Origin of the sequence: Caulobacter sp. CCG-8 (genome assembly GCF_037402475.1) — a bacterium.
Taxonomy (GTDB): domain Bacteria; phylum Pseudomonadota; class Alphaproteobacteria; order Caulobacterales; family Caulobacteraceae; genus Caulobacter.
The window spans coordinates 43,445-60,821 of sequence record NZ_JBBEUD010000026.1 but is presented as its reverse complement, the minus strand read 5'-3'; the positions used below and the strand labels follow the sequence as shown (position 1 = coordinate 60,821).

Here is a 17,377-nt window from a genome sequence, read left to right as displayed (position 1 = left end):
TTCGGGCTAGGCCTTGGGGCACTTGGCCCCGGTGTCGATCCAGGCCTGCACCAGCTGACCGAACTGCGCCTGGGTTCCCGGCGCCGGCTTGCGGCCCTCGCCCGGATTCCAGGCCCAGCCGACCAGGTGGTCCTCGGCCATGTGATGATGCAGCTCGGCCAGCGAGCGGCCGCCGTTGCGGGCCGGGTTCTTGATCTGGGCGCAGATCGCGCCCAGCGACTTGCCCTGCCAGGCCATCTCGACCGGGGCCAAAGCCCATTTCGGGTCGCCGGGGATCGACTTGATGTCCTGCCCCCAGGTCGCGACGTTGGCGGGGCCGTGGCACGACGAACAGGGCAAGCCGGCGGGCCCGTGGCCGGCCTGACCGCCCACCATCGGCGGATTGTGCGGGTGGCGGTCGTCGCCCTGGGTCGGGGCGCGCTGGACCGGGTGGCAGTTCATGCAGCGCGGGCTCTCGATCACCTTGCCGACCTCGGCGAACAGGGCCAGCGAGCGGGCGGCCGGGTCCTGGATCGAGGTGAAGTCGGCGACGCTCTTGAGCGTCTCGGGCGGCGCGGCGGCGGGCGGTTCGGGGGCGGCGAAGCTGACGCTGGACAGCAGCGCCCCGCCGATCATCAGCGAACCGGCGGCGAGAACGATGGCGGCGGCTCTCATGATCCTGGTCTCCCGGGTTTCAGCCGGAACGGCCGACCCGCGGTCCAGGTTGCCAGAAATCTCGCCGGATCAGGCGTGCTCGGCCAGAAAAGCCTGGATCCAGTCGCCCACCCGCGCCCGGTCGTTGGCCTGGTCCAGGCTGGCCACCGCCGCGTCGGCCTCGGCGTCGGTGAAGCGGCTGCCGCGCCGGGACTCGATCAGGGCCCGGGCATAGGCCGGGTCGAACTCGGGATGGAACTGCATCGAGATCGCCGGGCGGTCGTCGTAGACCAGCACGCCGGCGGGGGTGAAGGCGCTGCCGGCCACGGCGCGGGCGGTGGGCGGGATGACGATCACCTGGTCCTGGTGCGAGGCCGGGACGGCGACACGGGCCAGGTCGCGTTCCAAGTCCATCCACGGCTGGGGCTCGGCGACGTCGTAGCGGTGCAGCCCCACGCCCCAGCCCTTGTCCGACTTCACGACCTTGCCGCCGAACGCCTCGGCCATCACCTGGTGGCCGAAGCAGACCCCCACCAGCGGCTGGCGGCTGGCCTCGAGCAAGAACGCCTTCAGCGGCGCGATCCACGGCAGGTCGTCATAGACCCCGGCCGACGAGCCGGTGACCACATAGGCGTCGCATTCGGCCGGATCGGCGGGCAGCACCCCGGCCTGGACATCGTAGACGACGTAGTCGTGCCCGGGACCCAGCAGGTCCTGGAACATCGCGCCGTAGCGGCCGAACTCGGGCTGCAGGGCCTCGGGCGGTTCGCCGGTCTCGAGCAGGCCGATCTTCATGAGGGTCTCCGTCGACATGCTCCCTCTCCCAGAGGCAGAGGGATCAAAAACTAGAACACCATCCCCTGCGCCACGGCCTTCAAGCGCTCGATGGCCGAGAACTTGTCCTCGATGAAGTCCTGGTCGATCCACCAGATCTCGACCTCGCGCATCACCTCGCCGACCATCGGGCCCTTGGGCACGCCGGCCTTGAGGATCTCCTCGCCGGTCAGCGGGAAGGCCGGCGGGGTCCAGCTTTCGCCCAGGGCCAGCAGGCCGCGCCACTGGGCCGTGGTGGCCGAGCGGCTGGCGGCGGCCCAGGCCAGCTTGACCCGGTCGCTGAAGGTCTTCAGCCCCAGGGCGTAGACCGCCCGGCGGGTCTCGCGCGGGCTCATCCAGCTGACGATGCGCGGCGACTTGCCAACCGCCTCGACCAGCCGCTCCTTCAGGGCGTTGGACAGCCGCAGGCGCTCGGCCATCTGCTCGGCGATCTTGGGGTCGTCGGGGATCAGGGCCGCCAGGCGCAGCTCGGGATCGTTCTCGAACAACTGCTCGGTCTCGATGGCCATCAGCCCCTCGAACCGGGCCAGCGACTTCACGAACGGCAGGATGGCCGGCAGCACGCCGGTGGCGGCCATCAGGCGCAGGGCCGCGCGCGGGTCCTCGGCCGCCAGCAGCTTCAGGAGCTCCTTCTGGGTGCGCTCGGCGGCGCGGCCCTCGACCATGCCCTTCAGCGCCTTGCAGGCGGCCAGGGCCTTCTGGTCGGCGTCGCCCCGGCCGTACCAGGCGTGGAAGCGGAAGAAGCGCAGGATGCGCAGATAGTCCTCGCGGATGCGGGTCATCGGGTCGCCGACGAACACCACCCGGCCCTCGCGGGCGTCGTTCACGCCCTCGCCGGTGGGATCGTACAGACGGCCGTGGATGTCGGCGTACAGGGCGTTGAAGCGGAAGTCGCGGCGCTCGGCGTCCTGGTCCCAGTCCTGGGTGAACGACACCACCGCCCGACGGCCGTCGGTCGAGACGTCGCGGCGCAGGGTGGTGATCTCGTAGGACCGGCCGTTGGAGAGGGCCGTGACGGTGCCGTGGTCGACGCCGGTGGGGATCGAGCGCAGGCCCGCCTCGCCCAGCGCTTCGATCACCTGGTCGGGGGTCAGGGTGGTGGCGATGTCGATGTCGTCGATGGGCTTTCCCATCAGGGTGTTGCGCACGCAGCCGCCCACGAAGCGCGCACAGCCGGGGAAGCCCCGCTTCTCGAGGGCGGCGATCACGGCCTGGGTCTCCGGCAGCGCCATCCAGGGCGCCACGCCTATCGTCTCGGTGCTCACGCTACTCCCCCGCGGTACGCAACACGCCCCCGCACGCGGGGCGAGGCATTTCAGACGATTATCGCCCGCCGACAAGCCCGTTGAGAAGCTTAACCATAGATTCTTCCGTGGTTTACGTCGGGGCCGCCTGGGTGGATTACGAGGCGTCCGGCGTTCCTTCCGGCCCGTGCAGGCGCTCGTACAGCCCCCGCAGCATGCCGGCGGTCGCGCCCCAGATGAATCGCTCGTTCCAGGGCATGGCGTAGAAGAACCGCCGCTCGCCGTCGGGCAGGTCGCGGTGCTGGCGCTGGTGGTTGCCCGGATCCATCAGGAAGGCGAACGGCGTCTCGAACACGTCGGCCACCTCGTCGGGGCTGGGCTCGAAGGTGGCGGCCGGATCGATGAAGCCCACCACCGGGGTGACGTGGAAGCCGGTCACCGTGCGGTAGCCGTGCAGCAGGCCCGCCAGGGTCACGAACTTCGGGTCGAGATGGATCTCCTCCCGGGCCTCGCGCAGGGCGGTCTCCCAGGGCGTCTCGCCGGGATCGCAGCGACCGCCGGGAAAGGCGATCTGGCCGGTATGGCTGCGCAGGGTGTCGGCCCGGCGGGTCAGCAGCACGGTCCAGCCTTCCTCGTGCTCGACCAGCCCGACCAGCACGGCGGCCGGACGCAGGGCGTGAGGATTGTCGGGCCGCAGGCCGGGATTGAGGTCGAAGTCCGAACGCGGCGCGTCGAGGCTGGGATCGTACGCGCCGATCGGGTCCAGCTTGCTGGTGATCCAGGCCCGCCGCTCGTCACGGGTCAGGGTCATCCGCGATGGACCCCGGCCGGCGCGATCGGGAACCAGGCGCCGTTCGAGGCCACGCCCAGGCGCGGCCCGTCGGGCGTGTCGCGCTCGGCGGCCAGCTCGGCCAGCTCGTAGAACACCGGCCGCGCGATCAGGGCCTCCAGGCCGCGCCGCACGTGCAGATAGGGCCGGGGCTCGCCGGTCGCCGGATCGGTCTCGACACGGATGGCGTTGTCCGGCCCCGCCTCGACCACGTCGCCGACATTGGTCTCGAAGCGCAGCGTGTCGCCCAGCCGATCCACGCGCGTGGCGATGAAGGGCGCGTCCTCGACCTGGATCTTCAGCTTCTCCACCGGCGTGACCAGGTGATAGCCGTCCGGGTCGAGCCGCAGCACGGTCGAGAACAGGCGCACCAGCGCCTCCCGGCCGATCGGCGTGCCCTCGTGGAACCAGACCCCGTCCTTGCGGATGCGGATGTCGATGTCGCCGCAATGCTCCGGATGCCACAGGTGCACCGGCGGCAGGCCGCGCTGGCCCGCTTCCTTGGCGGCGGCGGTGACGCCTGCGAGGCCGGAAGGGGTGGGATCGACGGTCATGGGTTTCAGGTAGGGCAAGCCGGCGCCCGGCTCAAGCGCGGGCTTCCCGCTCACCCGATGCGGATCGGACCCGCCAGGCCTTGATCCCCGCCCTCGACCAGCGCCTTGACCAGCACGCGCCGCTGATCCGCTGGGCCCGGCATGATCGCCTGGGCGGCGGGCTCGGCCGCGAAGCCGACCCGGCCGAAATAGGGGGCGTCGCCGACCAGCAGCACCGCGGCCCAGCCGGCCTTGGCGGCCGCGTCGCAGGCGGCCTCGACCAGGGCCTGGCCCAGGCCGTGCTTGCGCTCGTCGGCGTCGACCGCCAGTGGACCCAGGAAGGCCACGGGCTTGCCGCCCACGGTCACGGGCCACAGGCGCACGCTGCCGATCACCCGGCCGTCGTCCAGGGCCACGAACGAGCAGTCGTCCAGCTTGTGGTTGCCCTCGCGCAGGCGCTCGGACGACTTGGCGAAACGGCCCGGACCGAAGGCGCGATCGACCAGCACCTCGACGGCGCGAGCGTGCTCGGGCTGTTCGATGAGGATGGCGGGGGGAAGCGGCGAAGGGGCGACGGCGGGAGACGACATGGGCGCTTAAACGATCCGGAACACGAAAAGGGGACATAGCCCCGGATCGTGACGCGGCCGAGACGGCCGCTTCCGGGGCGTTATTTGCGGACTCCGGTCCGCGCGGCGCAGGTTCGTCGCAGGCGTCGCATGGCGGCGCTTTCCTTCCGTTGGAGCGCGCGGAATAGGGCTTGGTGCGCCTGACGTCAATGAATTCAACTGTCGCATCAAACAAACTCGATTGCGGTGACGCTCGCTCGGGACCATGGTCCGCCGCCATGACTGACGTGCCCCCCGACCCCGACTCCGTCCCTTCGGCTCTCGAAGTGGCGGACACCTCCATGCGCGCCCTGCTCAAGCAGCGGGACTTCCTGTTCTTCTGGGCCGCGCGGTTCGTGGCGACCCTGGCGGTGCAGATCCAGGGCGTGACGATCGGCTGGCAGGTCTACACCCTGGCCCGCGAACTGGGCCGGACCGAGGGCCAGGGCGCGTTCCTCCTGGGCATGGTGGGGCTGGCCCAGTTCATCCCGCTGTTCTTCCTGACCCTGACCGCGGGGGAGACCGCCGACCGGCACGACCGCAAGATGATCATGACCGCCGCGATCGGCATCGACATCCTCTGCGCCTTGGGCCTGGGCGTCCTGGCCTGGTCGGGACACACGGCCCTGTGGCCGATCTTCGCCATCGCCGTGCTGTTCGGCGCCGGCCGCGCCTTCCTGTCGCCGGCGTCCAGCGCCATGGGGCCGATGCTGGTGCCGCGCGCCCTGCTGCCGCGCGCCATCGCCTGGAATTCGTTGTCCTGGCAGAGCGGTTCGATCATCGGCCCGGCCCTGGGCGGCCTGCTGTGCGCCATCTCGCCGGCCACGGCCTTCGGGACCTCGGCGGCCCTGTTCCTGCTGGGCGGCCTGTGCCTGATCTTCATCCGCCAGTCGACCAAGCCGGTCGTCCAGCCCGGCTCGCGCTGGACCCTGATCAAGGAAGGTCTGGCCTATACCTGGGACAACAAGATCGTCTTCGGCTCGATTTCGCTGGACCTGTTCGCCGTGCTGCTGGGCGGGGCCACGGCCCTGCTGCCGGTCTTCGCCCGTGACGTGCTGCACGTCGGGGCCGAGGGCTTCGGCGTGCTGCGCGCCGCCCCAGCCGTGGGCGCCACCGTGGTGGCGATCTTCCTGGCCAGCCACCAGATCCGCCGCCGCGCGGGCCTTTTGATGTTCGGCGCCGTGGCGGTGTTCGGCGCGGCGACCATCGTGTTCGGCCTGTCGAAATGGACCTGGCTGTCGGTCGGCGCCCTGGCGGTGCTGGGCGGGGCCGACATGGTCTCGGTCTATATCCGCCAGACCCTGGTGCAGCTGGTCACGCCCGACCCGATGCGCGGCCGCGTCGCCGCCGTCTCGGGCCTGTTCATCAGCGCCTCCAACGAGCTGGGCGAGTTCGAGAGCGGCGTCGCCGCCCGGTTCCTGGGCCCGGTCGGCGCGGCGGTGTTCGGCGGTGTCGGGGCGCTGATCGTCACGGGAGCGTGGGCCAAGATGTTCCCGGCGCTGCGGCAGGCGGACCGGCTGGAATAGCTTCCAAACTCCGCTCATCCCGGCGAATGCCGGGACCCAGATGGGATGGCGGTGTGGCTGCCGCCAAGGGCTCTGAGCTCTTCCAACCCTCCATACAGCTATAGGATCTAGGTCCCGGCATTCGCCGGGACGAGCGGTTGAAGGGAAGGGCCTAGAGCGCCGCCAACTTCCGCAACGCATCGCCCGTCATCCGCCGCACGATCCACTCGTCCATCGCCGCGGCGCCCAAGCTGTCGTAGAAGGCGATGGACGGGGCGTTCCAGTCCAGCACCGCCCATTCCAGCCGGCCCAGGTTCTCGTCCAGGCAGCGCCGCGCCAGATTGGCCAGCAGGGCCTTGCCCGCGCCCGCCCCGCGCGCCTCGGGCCGCACGAACAGGTCCTCCAGATAGATCCCGTGCCGACCGACGAAGGTCGAGAAGTTGTAGAACCACAGGGCGAAACCCACCGGTTCGCCGTCGATCTCGGCGATGTCGCAGAAGGCCTTGGGGTTTTCGCCGAACAGCGCCACCGTGACGTCGTCCCGCGTCGCCTCCACCGCGTCGAGCAGCTTCTCGTACTCGGCCAGGTCGCGGATGAACCGCAGGATCAGGGCGCTGTCCCCCGGGACGGCCGGGCGAATGGTGACGGGCATATGGCGGTCTCTTCGGACTATCTGGATTTCGTGCTGGAACAGCTGGCCCCGGTGGGACCGCTGACCTTCCGCAAGATGTTCGGCGGAGTCGGGCTCTACGCCCAAGGCCTGTTCTTCGCCCTGATCGACGACGACACCCTGTACCTCAAGGGCGACGACACCCTCCGTCCCGCGTTCGAAGCGGCCGGCAGCGCCCAGTTCGCGCCCTTCGGCATGAGCCCCATGGCCTACTGGACCGCCCCGGCCGAGGCCTTGGACGATCCGGACCTGATGATCGACTGGGCGCGCAAGTCCATCACCGTGGCGGCGGCGCGCAAGGACCGGCCCCGGAAATAGCACCCAAGAATCCGCTCATCCCGGCGAATGCCGGGACCCAGATGGAATGGCTTTGAGGCTGACGCCAAGAGCGCCGTGCTCCTCCAATCCACACCGCTTTGGGATCTGGGTCCCGGCATTCGCCGGGATGAGCGGAGGTGGGTTGGTTTACCCGATCACCACCCCAGGAGGCGGGACGCTGTCCTCGGGCACGAAGAAGTCCGGCATCAGGGTGGCGGTCGGATCGACGCGGTACTGGTCGAAGTCGCGCACGCCCTCGCCATAGAGGAAGGTGTCGTCGATCACGAACTGGCCGGTGAACGCGCGCGAGGGCTTGAGGAAGATGGCGTGGGCGGCGTCGGCCATGATCTCGACCGTGCGGCAGTGCTTGAGCCCCTCCTCGCCGGTCAGGGCGAACTGGATGGCGGCGGTGGCGATGGCGGTGCGCGGCCACAGGGCGTTGCAGGCCACGCCGTCGGCGCGGAACTCCTCGGCCATGCCCAGCATGCACAGGCTCATGTTGTACTTGGCCATCGAATAGGCGACGTGCGGCGCGAACCAGCGGGGCTTGATGTCCAGCGGCGGCGACAATGCCAGGATGTGCGGGTTGGCCGCCTTGCGCAGATGCGGCAGGCAGATCTTCGAGGTCAGGAACGTGCCGCGCCCATTGATCTGGTGCATCAGGTCGTAGCGCTTCATGTCGGTGGCCAGCGTGCCGGTGAGCGAGATCGCCGAGGCGTTGTTCACGCAGATGTCGATGCCGCCGAACGTCTCGACCGCCTTGTCGACGGCGGCCTGGACGCTGGCCTCCTCGCGCACGTCGACCACCAGCGGCAGGGCCTTGCCGCCGGCCGCCTCGATGTCGGCGGCGGCGGTGTAGATCGTGCCCGGCAGCTTGGGATGCGCCTCGGCGGTCTTGGCGGCGATGACGATGTTGGCCCCGTCGCGGGCCGCGCGCAGGGCGATGGCCAGGCCGATGCCGCGCGAGGCGCCGGTGATGAAGAGGGTCTTTCCAGCCAGGCTGCTCATGCTTCTGCTCTCGATGCGGTTCTGGCCAGGATGACGCCGGCGGCGATGAAGCCCAGGGCGAAGCACCAGCCGGCCAGGCGGTGGGCCAGACCCTGATCCTTCAGGGCCAGCCCGGCAAGGCCGATGACGAAGGCGGCGATCCACAGGGCCGAGGCGGCGCGGAACGGCCCCTTGCGGGCCAGCAGGGTCGTCCCGACCACGACCATGCCGATCGACCAGACCGCCGAGGCCACGGTGTAGGACGCCGCACCCCAGATCCCGGCCGCGGAGGTGCGCACCAGCAGGACGCCGCCCACCGCGATCACGAACCCAACCAGGCCCGGCCAGCCCATCACCCGGCCCGCCACCGACTGCACGCCCAGCATGCCGAACAGCAGCAGGAGGTCGATCAGCACATAGGTCGACAGCCGGGCAGGATCGGTCAGGTGCGGATAGGCCAACGGCCCCAGCAGGTCGATCAGTCCCCCCAGGACGGCGGCCACGCCGGCCAGCCGCCAGATCGTCTGCCGCCGCATCAGGCCCCCGCGCCCGTGGTCTCCACCGACAGGGCCCAGAGGCGGTCCGCCGCCTCGGGGTCCAGGGCGTAGGGCATGACACCGCTCCACGGATGCTCCGGGCTCCAGGGAACGGCCTGGGCCAGGTCCTCCAGATAGAGACCGCCCGCGTCGTCCAGCTCGGCGCCGACGGCGGCCCAGACGCTGGTCGAGGCGCCCTGCTGGGGCGTCTTGAAGCCGTCGCGCACCTTGCCGTCGTCGTCGATCCAGCCCATCGCCTTCTGCTCCTCCAGCGGCAGGTGGCGCTGCAGCGGGGTCATGATGCCGCCCGGCATCACGGCGAAGGCGCGCACGCCCTGGTCCTTGAACCGCTTGTCGAAGCCCACGGCGAACAGGGCGTTGGCGGTCTTGGCCTGACCGTAGGCCTCCCACTTGTCGTAGGGACGATCGCGGAAGTTCGGGTCGTCGAAGTTCACCGGCGCGCGGCGGTGGCCGATCGACGACAGCGACACCAGCCGCGAGGTCCAGCCCGACTTGGCGCCCGCCACCAGGTTCGGGGCCAGCAGCACCGACAGCAGGAAGTGGCCGAAGTGGTTGGTGCCGATCTGCATCTCCAGCCCGTCCTCGGTATAGGCGAGCGGACAGGCCATGACGCCGGCGTTGTTGATCAGGAGGTTCAGCGGCCGATCGCCCCAGCGCTCGGCGAAGGCGCGGATCGACTTGAAGCTGGAGAGGTCCAGCATCGACCACGACACCTTGCCCTTCGCCGTCCTGGCGATGTCGGCGACGGCGGCTTCGGCCAGGTCGGGCTTGCGGACGGCGATCACCACCTCGGCCCCGGCCTCGGCCAGGGCGCGGGCGGTCTCGATCCCGATGCCGGTGGCCCCGCCGGTGACGATGGCGACCACGCCGGTCAGGTCCTGGCCGGCGACCACGTCGCGGGCGTCGGTATAGGCCCCGAAGGCGGATTTGATACGGTCGGCCAAGTTTCGCTCCCTGTGATCTTGTCGTTGAGGTGACGCTACAACTGCGGGATCAGAAGGCCCAAGGCGATCCCCGGCCGGGGACATGCCCTCGCGGCGTGTCCCCATCAGCTGGCGCCGAGCCACGGCTTGGGGACACGCCGCGTGGGCATGTCCCCGGTCGCGTCAGGACACCTTCGAGAAGTCGGGCGCCCGGCGCTCGGCGAAGGCCATGAAGGCTTCCCGCGCCTCGGCGGTCTGCAGGCGCTGGCCGAACAGCTCGCCTTCCCTGTCCATCAGGGCCGCGATGGTCTCGGCGTCGCGCATCAGGGTCTTGGTCGCGGTCAGGGCGCCCAGCGGACGCTTGGCCAGCTGGTCGGCGGCGGCGCGGGCCTTGGCGCGCAGATCGTCCAGCGGCACGCAGGCGTTGGCGATGCCCCAGGCGGCCGCCGTCTCGCCGCTGACCGCCTCGCCCAGGGCGAACATGGCGTAGGCGCGGGCGTGGCCGATGCGGGCCGGCAGCAGCAGGCTGGAAGCGGCCTCCGGCACCAGGGCCAGGTTGACGAACGGCACGGTCAGCTTGGCGTCCGGGCTGGTGAACACCAGGTCGCAGTGCAGCAGCATGGTCGTGCCCACGCCCACGGCCTGGCCCTGGACGGCGGCGACCAGCGGCCGCGTGGCCTTGGCCAGGTTCTTCAGGAACCGCATCACGTGGCGCTCGCCGGTGAAGGCGCCGGTGGCCTGGGCGGCGAAGTCCTGCAGGTCGTTGCCCGAACTGAAGCTGTCGCCGTCGGCCTGGAACACCACCACCCGCACGGCCGGATCGCTCTCGGCCCGCTCCAGGCTGTCGGCCAGCACGCCGTACATAGCGTTGCTGAGGGCGTTCTTCTTGTCCGGACGGGCCAGGGTGATGGTCATCACGCCGGCGTCGACGACGACCTGAACGTGGTCGGTCATGAGGGGTCTCCTTTGGGGAACTTCGTTTGCAGGCTGGTCAGCCAGCGCGACACCACGGCGATCTCGTCGTCCGTGAAGCCTTCGGTGAGATGGGCGTTCAGGCCTTCGACCCCGGCCTTGGCCTCCTCGCGGGCGGCCTCGCCGTGGGTAGTCAGGTGCAGGCGGAAAGCGCGGCCGTCCTTGGGGTCGGGCCGGCGCTCGACCAGCTCGGCGCGGACCATACGGTCGACCAGGCCGGTCATGGCCGAGGGCGCCAGGTCCAGCGCCTCGGCGGCCTCGCCGATCAGGGCGCCGTCCTTCTGGCCCAGCACGAACAGGGCCCCGGACTGGGCGGCGGTCAGCCCGCCCTTGGCGGCCATCTTGGCCTCGACATAGCGCTGCACCCGTCGGTGCGCGACATTGAGCAGGAAGACGAGGCGACGGTCGGGCGGCGTGGTCATGGCGCGAGATTATAGTTCGCGCACGAAATATCAAACGATTGTTTTGGCCGACGTGGAAAATCATTCAACCGATCGGTTGACTCTTTCCCGGCCACGCCACACATTCAACCACATGGTTGAATTAAATACCGCCCTTTCGGCCCCGCAACTGGACGCCGTCTTCCACGCCCTCGGCGACGCCACCCGTCGCCGGATGCTGCGCGAGCTGGCGGGCGGCGAGCGGACGGTGGGCCAGCTGGCCGAGCCGTTCTCGATCTCGCTGGCCGCCGCCTCCAAGCACATCAAGGCGCTGGAGAGCGCCGGCCTGATCCAGCGCGAGGTCCGCGGCCGCACCCACCTGTGCCGCCTGGAGCCCGGCCCGCTGGCCACGGCCCAAGAATGGCTGAGCTTCTACGAACACTTCTGGACCAGCCGTCTCGACGTGCTCGACCGGCTCCTCCGCGAGGAGGACGCCCGCAAGACCCCGCCCCCGAACAAAGGAGACGACCGATGAGCGAAGCCGCCACGCTGGACGCCTATGGCGAAGTGATCGAGCCCCTGACCCTGAAGATCCAGCGCCTGCTGCCGGGCCCGATCGACCGCGTCTGGGCCTATCTCACCGAGAGCGAGCTGCGCCGCCAGTGGCTGGCCTCGGGCGCGATGGAGATGAAGGCCGGCGCGCCGTTCACCTTCACCTGGCGCAACAACGAGCTGAGCGATCCGCCCGGCCAGCTTCCCGAGGGCTTCAGCGCCGAGCACAGCCTGGAAAGCCGCATCCTCGACTTCGTCCCGGGTCGCAAGCTGGCCATCGCCTGGAACCAGGGCGAGGTGTCGTTCGAGCTCGAGCCCGCCGGCGACAAGGTGCTGCTGACGATCGTCCACCGTCGCGCGCCGGACCGCACCACGCTGCTCAATGTCAGCGCCGGCTGGCACGCCCACCTCGACGTCCTGGCCACCCGGCTCAGCGGCAAGCCGCAGACGGCGTCGTTCTGGGACGGCTGGAAGCGGCTCAAGGCCGAATACGAAACCCGCCTGCCCGCCTGAGGCGCCCTCTACCACGCTCCGCCGGTCCGGCCGGCGGAGCCGCAGGCTTTCCCCCGAAATCCAGACAGGTTCCCCATGACCCATCCCGTCGTTTCGCGCGCCGAATGGCTGAAGGCCCGACTCGCCCTGCTCGCCGAGGAAAAGGCGCTGACCCGCCGCAGCGACGAACTAGCCCGGCAACGCCAGACCCTGCCCTGGGTGCGGGTCGACAAGCCCTACCGGTTCGAAACCGAGGACGGCCCCGCCTCGCTGGCGGACCTATTCGACGGCCGCTCGCAGCTGATGGTCTACCACTTCATGTTCGGCCCGGACTACGAGGCCGGATGCCCGTCCTGCTCGGCCATCGCCGACGGTTTCGACGCCTCGGTCGTGCACCTGGCCAATCACGACGTCACCCTGACGGCGGTGTCGCGCGCCCCGCTGGCCAAGCTGCACGCCTACCAGCGGCGGATGGGCTGGTCGTTCCCGTGGGCGTCGTCCCAGGGCAGCGACTTCAATTTCGACTTCAACGTCTCGTTCTCCGAGGCGCAGCAGCGCACCGGGACCGTGGACTACAACTACGAGATCGCCGGCCACGCCCTGGACATCAAGCCGGCCCCGGAGCCGGTCGTGCAGTTCGCGGCCATGTGCGGGACCAACGCCGCCACCTACGCGCTGGACCGGCCCGGCCTCAGCACCTTCGTGCTGGAGGACGGCGTCGTCTATCACGCCTACTCGACCTACACGCGGGGCGTGGACGGCCTGTGGGGCATGTACCAGTGGCTGGACCGCGCGCCCAAGGGCCGTAACGAACAGGACCTCTGGTTCCGCCGCCACGACGAGTATCCGAGGGCGGCCGAGTGACCGTGGATGCGCCTCCCTCGACGGCGCTGGCCGCGTCGGGCTGGCTGAGCCTGGCGGCCACGCCGACCTTCGCCGTCATGATGCTGGTGACCGGCCTGACGGGCGGATCGATGGGCGGGCTGTGCGCCGTCCGGCCGCCCTTCGACGGCATGGCGGCGATGTACGCCCTGATGGCCGTCTTCCACGCCGCGCCGTGGCTGCGCCTGGCGGCCCGGCGGCGCGCGACGGCTTAGGCGGCGCGGTACCAGTTCACCGCGTCGGCGTCCTTCTCGCGCGCGGCCAGGCCCCGCCCGATCAGGCAGTTGAGGTGGGCCAGGGCCTCGCCGGTGGCCATGCCCAGGATGTCGGGACCGATCGGCCGCGCGAACAGCGCCCCGAACACGTCGACCACCCGCTTGGGCTCGGACAGCTTGCCGGCCAGGCGCGTCAGGGCCCGTTCGTGCCCGGAGATCAGGCCGTCGATGCGGGCGTGCAGGCCCCGGAACGGATCGTTGTGGGCCGGCAGCACCAGCACCGAGTCGGGCACGGCCGCCTTTACCTTGGCCAGCGAGGTGATCCAGTCGGTCAGGGGATCGGCGTCCGGCTCGGTCGGATGCACCGAGACGTTGGACGAGATGCGCGGCAGCACCTGGTCGCCGGAAATCAGCACCTCCAGCTCAGGACACCACAGGCAGGCGTGGTCGGGCGAATGGCCCTGGCCGGTCACCACCCGCCAGTCGTGGTCGCCGATGCGGAAGGTCTCGCCGTCGGTCAGGCGGCGATAGCTGTCGGGCATCTGGTAGATCGCCTTGCCGAACCCGCCGAACCGCGCCTTGTAGTTGTCGATCGCCTCGTCGTCCCAGCCGGCGGCGTGGAAGAACCGCACCCCGTCCTCGGGCGCCTCGCGGCCGGTGTCGGCCACCAGCATCCGGCACTGGAAGTATTCCAGCCGGGTCATCCAGAGGCGGACGTCGAACTTGCGGGCGATCCAGCCGGCCAGGCCCACATGGTCGGGATGCAGGTGGGTGACGATCACCCGGGTGACGGGCAGGCCGCCCAGGGCGCCCGCGAAGGCCGCCCGCCAGGCCTGCGAGGTCTCCTTGGTCTGCAGGCCGGTGTCGATCACCGCCCAGCCCTCGCCGTCGCGGATGGCCCAGACATTGATGAAGCCCAGCGAGCCGCCCAGCGGCTGGCGCAGCCACAGCACCCCCGGCGCGACCTCCACCGCCTGGCCCGATCCCGTCTCCGGCGCCGCTTCGAACGGATAGACCAGCCGCGGCTTGCGCGGTTCGGGCGTTTCGGACGCGTCTTCCTCGATCCCGTCTCGCATCTGCGTCCTCCAGTCACAGCGATCGTCATGATTGCGCCCCCGTCGGACGACATCTTGACCCTTGATGCAAGCGGGCCTTAAGTCCGCCGCGAGGAATTTACCCCAGGAGACGTCCCCCATGAGGCCCATCGCGATCGGCTTGACGGCCGCCCTCGCGCTCGCCGCGCTTATCCCCGCCACCGTGATTTCGGCGGCCAAGGAAAAGGAAAAGCCGGCCGCCGTCGACGCCAAGGCCCGCGAGGCCGGCATGAAGGCCACGCCCGATCTGGTCAAGGCCGCCGGCGTGTCGTGCACCGTCACCGACGCCCGCCTGATCGGCAGCGACAAGAAGACGGCCACCGACTACTACGAAGTCGCCTGCCAGCAGGGCCTGGGCTTCGCGATCCTGGCCAAGAAGGACGCGGCGCCGCAGACCTACAGCTGCCTGGAAACCGCCGCGGCGGGCGCCGACGGCAAGCCCAGCGCCCTGGCCTGCCTGCTGCCCGGCAACGCCGACCCGAAGGCCGGCCTGGTTCCGTACCTGGCCAAGGCCGGCACCAGCTGCGACGTCCAGAACGCCCGCGCCATCGGCGCCGGCGCCAAGAACGCCTATTTCGAAGTCGCCTGTAAGGGCGGCGCCGGCTACATCGTCCAGACCGCCTCGCCGGTGAACGTCGACCAGGACGTCACGGTCAACAGCTGCCTGCTGTACGAGGAAGGCGGCAACGTCAGCTGCAAGCTGACCGACCGGGCCACCCAGCTGGCCGTCGTCGACACCCTGAACGGCTCGGCCGGCAAGAACTGCGCCATCAAGGACAAGCGCTACGTCCTCAGCACCAAGACCGACAACTACTTCGAAGTCGTCTGTCAGGACGGCAAGGGCTACGTCTACCAGCAGGCCGCCACCACCGGCGCCTTCGTCCGCGCCATCGACTGCGCCCAAGCCAGCTTCGTCGGCGGCGGCTGCACCCTGAGCGACGCCGTGGCCGCCCAGACCGAGCAGGCCGGCCTCTACACCAAGCTGGCCACCAAGGCCGGCTTCGACTGCAAGGTCGAGAAGTACGGCATGCTGCCCAGCCCCGATCCCCGCAAGGAGATCGTCGAACTGAAGTGCTCCAACCGTCCCGACGGCGGCATCGGCATCTTCACCGCCACCAGCAACACCGTCTACGACTGCATCACCTCGGAAATGAACGGCTACCGCTGCAGCTTCACCAAGCCGGACGAGGCGTTCCCGCGCCTGACGGCCGACCTGAAGGGCCTGGGCAAGGGCAGCTGCACCGTTTCGGGCGCCCGCGTCATCGGCCAGACCGCCACCGACGGCTACGTCGAAGTGGCCTGCTCGGACGGCCTGCCGGGCTGGGTGATGGCCTACCCGCTGAACACCACCGCCCCGCACGCCAAGGAAGTCCTGTCCTGCGTGCAGGCCAAGGGCGTCGGCGGCGGCTGCAAGCTGCCGACCAACAAGACCAAGAGCTGATCGGGCGCACAGCCTGAACGAAAGAAGCCCGCCGGGAGCGATCCCGGCGGGCTTTTTCTTTGATCAAGCCAAGGGCCAAAACCCGTTGTCATCCCGGAAGCCCCGCAGGGGCTGTCCAGGCCCCAGGGAACTGGGCTGATGCTTTGCGGTTCCCCTGGGTCCCGGACAAGCGCTACGCGCTTTCCGGGATGACAACCGTGAGGTGGCGCGGAGACGCCCGAACCGATTGTGGCTCAGATCCCCGCCCCGACCTTCTCCAGGCTCTGGGCCATCTGCTTCAGGCGCTTGTCGAGCTCGGCCATGGTGCGGTTCAGGGCGCCTTCGTCGTCGCGCCAGACCTGCAGGGTGCGGCCCCACACCGCCGACATCGCCGTCAGCCGGGCCGGGCCGGCGTCGACGCCGGCGGCTTCCAGGATCGCCCGGGCGGTCCGGGGGAAGCGCAGGGCCGAAACCACCACGCTTTCTGAGCGGCTGATGGCGATCAGGGCGGCCCGGTGCGGTTCCATGGCCTCGAGCCGGGCCATGGCGGCGTCGAACAGCCGGTCATGGGTCGAGGCGTCCTCGGCCGTGACCGTGGCCAGGGCGGCGCGGTCGAAGCGGGCGGCCAGGTGGCTCAGCACCGCGCCCTTGCCGTCGGCCCGGGCATAGAGCTCGGCGAACGGGACCTCGGCCTTCAGGGCGATGTCGCGCAGGCTGATCTGCGTCCACGGCCGGTCGGCGGCCAGGGACAGGGCCGCGGCGGCGGCGCGATCGAGGATGTCTTCGGCGGCGGTCATGGTTGCTGAAATGGCGGGTCGGCGGGCGCGAAGCAAGGACCCTCTCCCAGGGGGAGAGGGCTCTAGCCCCCCAGCTCCACCGACCGCTTCACCGCCGCGTCCAGCGCGCGGGGCAGCAGGTCGCCGAAACCGCCCTCGCCCATCAGCACGCCCAGCGCCGCGGCCGTGGTGCCGCCCGGCGAGGTGACCTGCCTGCGCAGTTCGGCCGGCTCCTCGCCGCCCTGGCCCAGCAGGGCCGCAGCGCCGACGATGGTGGCCCGCGCCAGCTGAGCCGAGGCGGCCGGGTCCAGGCCCTGGCCGACGCCCGCCGCCTCCAGCGCCTCGATGAAGGCGTAGAGATAGGCCGGGGCCGAGCCGGACACGGCGGTGGCGGCGTGCATCAGGGCTTCGTCGTCGAGATCGACCGTGGTGGCCACCGGGTCCAGCAGGGCGTGCGCGCGGGCGCGGGCCTCGGCGGCATCGGCATAGATGCTGGCCGTGCCCAGGCCGATGGCGACGGCGGTGGTCGGCATCACCCGGGCCACGGCGCGGCCACCGAACGCGGCGGAGATGTCGGCGGCGCGCACCCCGGCGGCGATGGAGACGATCACGGCGTCAGGGGCCAGGTGCGGGACCACCTCGGCCACGGCCTCGCGCCAGATCTGCGGCTTGACGGCCAGCAGGACCGTCTTGGCGGCGGAGAGGGCTTCCAGCGGAGGATTGACCAGGGCGCCCGGGAAGGCGGCGGCGTCGACGTTCGGGTCGCGGACGATCAGGTCGGCGGCGGCGAAGGCGCCCGCCTTGCTCCAGCCCTCGATCAGGGCCCCGCCCATGCGTCCGGCGCCGAGGAGGAGGATGGGGGTGGTCATGGGCGGCTCCGCTGAACTGGACGCCGCCTGCCTAGCAGGTCACGCGTCGGGGAGCGAGCCGGGGACATGCCCTCGGGCGTGTCC

General features: G+C 70.4%; 22 protein-coding genes. 7 read left to right on the top strand and 15 right to left on the bottom strand.

The window, feature by feature from the left end:
• Positions 1 to 6: 6 nt before the first annotated feature.
• The 6 genes from WAE60_RS21345 to WAE60_RS21320 form a co-directional block, all read right to left on the bottom strand.
• Positions 7 to 654 carry an Isoquinoline 1-oxidoreductase subunit gene (locus WAE60_RS21345; RefSeq protein WP_337688598.1) on the bottom strand — a complete coding sequence of 216 codons (648 nt, stop codon included), beginning with the start codon at positions 652 to 654 and terminating at the stop codon, positions 7 to 9.
• Positions 655 to 723: 69 nt separating this feature from the next.
• Entirely contained in the window at positions 724 to 1,428 is a 705-nt protein-coding gene (locus WAE60_RS21340; RefSeq protein WP_337688600.1) for a type 1 glutamine amidotransferase, read from the bottom strand.
• Positions 1,429 to 1,478: 50 nt separating this feature from the next.
• Positions 1,479 to 2,732 (bottom strand): CCA tRNA nucleotidyltransferase, encoded by a 1,254-nt coding sequence (locus WAE60_RS21335; protein ID WP_156035749.1) that lies wholly within the window; start codon positions 2,730 to 2,732, stop codon positions 1,479 to 1,481.
• A 136-nt stretch (positions 2,733 to 2,868) separates the two neighbouring features.
• The gene (locus WAE60_RS21330) at positions 2,869 to 3,516 is read right to left on the bottom strand and encodes a CoA pyrophosphatase (protein ID WP_337688599.1); all 648 of its coding nucleotides are present in this window, start codon (positions 3,514 to 3,516) and stop codon (positions 2,869 to 2,871) included.
• A gap of 2 nt (positions 3,517 to 3,518) precedes the next feature.
• Positions 3,519 to 4,094, bottom strand: a complete 576-nt coding sequence (locus tag WAE60_RS21325; RefSeq protein ID WP_337688595.1) for a DUF1285 domain-containing protein — start codon at positions 4,092 to 4,094, stop codon at positions 3,519 to 3,521.
• Positions 4,095 to 4,144: 50 nt separating this feature from the next.
• Positions 4,145 to 4,663, bottom strand: a complete 519-nt coding sequence (locus tag WAE60_RS21320) for an N-acetyltransferase (RefSeq protein ID WP_029912139.1) — start codon at positions 4,661 to 4,663, stop codon at positions 4,145 to 4,147.
• Between the two features lie 257 nt (positions 4,664 to 4,920).
• Here WAE60_RS21320 and WAE60_RS21315 point away from each other — a divergent pair, with 257 nt between their 5' ends.
• Complete coding sequence (locus WAE60_RS21315) at positions 4,921 to 6,207, top strand: MFS transporter (protein ID WP_337688593.1); 1,287 nt, start codon at positions 4,921 to 4,923, stop codon at positions 6,205 to 6,207.
• Positions 6,208 to 6,358: 151 nt separating this feature from the next.
• On the opposite strand, the gene WAE60_RS21310 is transcribed toward WAE60_RS21315, so the two are convergent.
• Complete coding sequence (locus WAE60_RS21310) at positions 6,359 to 6,838, bottom strand: GNAT family N-acetyltransferase (RefSeq protein WP_337688592.1); 480 nt, start codon at positions 6,836 to 6,838, stop codon at positions 6,359 to 6,361.
• On the opposite strand from WAE60_RS21310, the gene WAE60_RS21305 reads away from it, so the two are divergent.
• The gene (locus WAE60_RS21305) at positions 6,839 to 7,174 is read left to right on the top strand and encodes a TfoX/Sxy family protein (RefSeq protein ID WP_337688591.1); all 336 of its coding nucleotides are present in this window, start codon (positions 6,839 to 6,841) and stop codon (positions 7,172 to 7,174) included.
• Positions 7,175 to 7,321: 147 nt separating this feature from the next.
• Here the strand turns inward: WAE60_RS21305 and WAE60_RS21300 are convergent, their stop codons facing one another.
• The 5 genes from WAE60_RS21300 to WAE60_RS21280 form a co-directional block, all read right to left on the bottom strand.
• A complete protein-coding gene (locus WAE60_RS21300; protein WP_337688589.1) occupies positions 7,322 to 8,182 on the bottom strand; it encodes an NAD(P)-dependent oxidoreductase in 861 nt (286 codons plus the stop codon).
• Positions 8,179 to 8,697: a hypothetical protein gene (locus WAE60_RS21295; protein WP_337688587.1), complete on the bottom strand. Its 519-nt coding sequence runs from the start codon at positions 8,695 to 8,697 to the stop codon at positions 8,179 to 8,181. The genes WAE60_RS21300 and WAE60_RS21295 overlap by 4 nt, the downstream gene beginning before the upstream one ends.
• A complete protein-coding gene (locus WAE60_RS21290) occupies positions 8,697 to 9,662 on the bottom strand; it encodes an SDR family NAD(P)-dependent oxidoreductase (protein ID WP_337688585.1) in 966 nt (321 codons plus the stop codon). Before WAE60_RS21290 ends, WAE60_RS21295 begins: the two co-directional genes overlap by 1 nt.
• 162 nt (positions 9,663 to 9,824) lie before the next feature.
• Positions 9,825 to 10,595 carry an enoyl-CoA hydratase gene (locus WAE60_RS21285; protein ID WP_337688582.1) on the bottom strand — a complete coding sequence of 257 codons (771 nt, stop codon included), beginning with the start codon at positions 10,593 to 10,595 and terminating at the stop codon, positions 9,825 to 9,827.
• Entirely contained in the window at positions 10,592 to 11,035 is a 444-nt protein-coding gene (locus WAE60_RS21280; RefSeq protein ID WP_029912111.1) for a MarR family winged helix-turn-helix transcriptional regulator, read from the bottom strand. Before WAE60_RS21280 ends, WAE60_RS21285 begins: the two co-directional genes overlap by 4 nt.
• Positions 11,036 to 11,147: 112 nt before the next feature.
• Between WAE60_RS21280 and WAE60_RS21275 the strand changes: the two genes are divergently transcribed.
• The 4 genes from WAE60_RS21275 to WAE60_RS21260 all read left to right on the top strand — a co-directional run bounded on the left by WAE60_RS21275 (position 11,148) and on the right by WAE60_RS21260 (position 13,134).
• Positions 11,148 to 11,528 (top strand): metalloregulator ArsR/SmtB family transcription factor, encoded by a 381-nt coding sequence (locus tag WAE60_RS21275; protein ID WP_337688580.1) that lies wholly within the window; start codon positions 11,148 to 11,150, stop codon positions 11,526 to 11,528.
• Entirely contained in the window at positions 11,525 to 12,058 is a 534-nt protein-coding gene (locus tag WAE60_RS21270; protein ID WP_337688578.1) for an SRPBCC family protein, read from the top strand. The genes WAE60_RS21275 and WAE60_RS21270 overlap by 4 nt, the downstream gene beginning before the upstream one ends.
• A gap of 75 nt (positions 12,059 to 12,133) precedes the next feature.
• A complete protein-coding gene (locus tag WAE60_RS21265; protein ID WP_337688576.1) occupies positions 12,134 to 12,901 on the top strand; it encodes a DUF899 domain-containing protein in 768 nt (255 codons plus the stop codon).
• Positions 12,902 to 12,903: 2 nt separating this feature from the next.
• Complete coding sequence (locus WAE60_RS21260; protein WP_337688574.1) at positions 12,904 to 13,134, top strand: hypothetical protein; 231 nt, start codon at positions 12,904 to 12,906, stop codon at positions 13,132 to 13,134.
• Here WAE60_RS21260 and WAE60_RS21255 read toward each other — a convergent pair.
• Positions 13,131 to 14,210 (bottom strand): MBL fold metallo-hydrolase, encoded by a 1,080-nt coding sequence (locus WAE60_RS21255; RefSeq protein WP_337688572.1) that lies wholly within the window; start codon positions 14,208 to 14,210, stop codon positions 13,131 to 13,133. The genes WAE60_RS21260 and WAE60_RS21255 overlap by 4 nt on opposite strands.
• A gap of 118 nt (positions 14,211 to 14,328) precedes the next feature.
• Between WAE60_RS21255 and WAE60_RS21250 the strand changes: the two genes are divergently transcribed.
• Entirely contained in the window at positions 14,329 to 15,669 is a 1,341-nt protein-coding gene (locus tag WAE60_RS21250) for a hypothetical protein (protein WP_337688570.1), read from the top strand.
• A gap of 233 nt (positions 15,670 to 15,902) precedes the next feature.
• Here WAE60_RS21250 and WAE60_RS21245 read toward each other — a convergent pair whose 3' ends face one another.
• A complete protein-coding gene (locus WAE60_RS21245; RefSeq protein ID WP_337688568.1) occupies positions 15,903 to 16,445 on the bottom strand; it encodes a TetR family transcriptional regulator in 543 nt (180 codons plus the stop codon).
• 62 nt (positions 16,446 to 16,507) lie between these two features.
• Positions 16,508 to 17,293, bottom strand: a complete 786-nt coding sequence (gene proC / locus WAE60_RS21240) for a pyrroline-5-carboxylate reductase (protein WP_337688566.1) — start codon at positions 17,291 to 17,293, stop codon at positions 16,508 to 16,510.
• Positions 17,294 to 17,377: the final 84 nt, after the last annotated feature.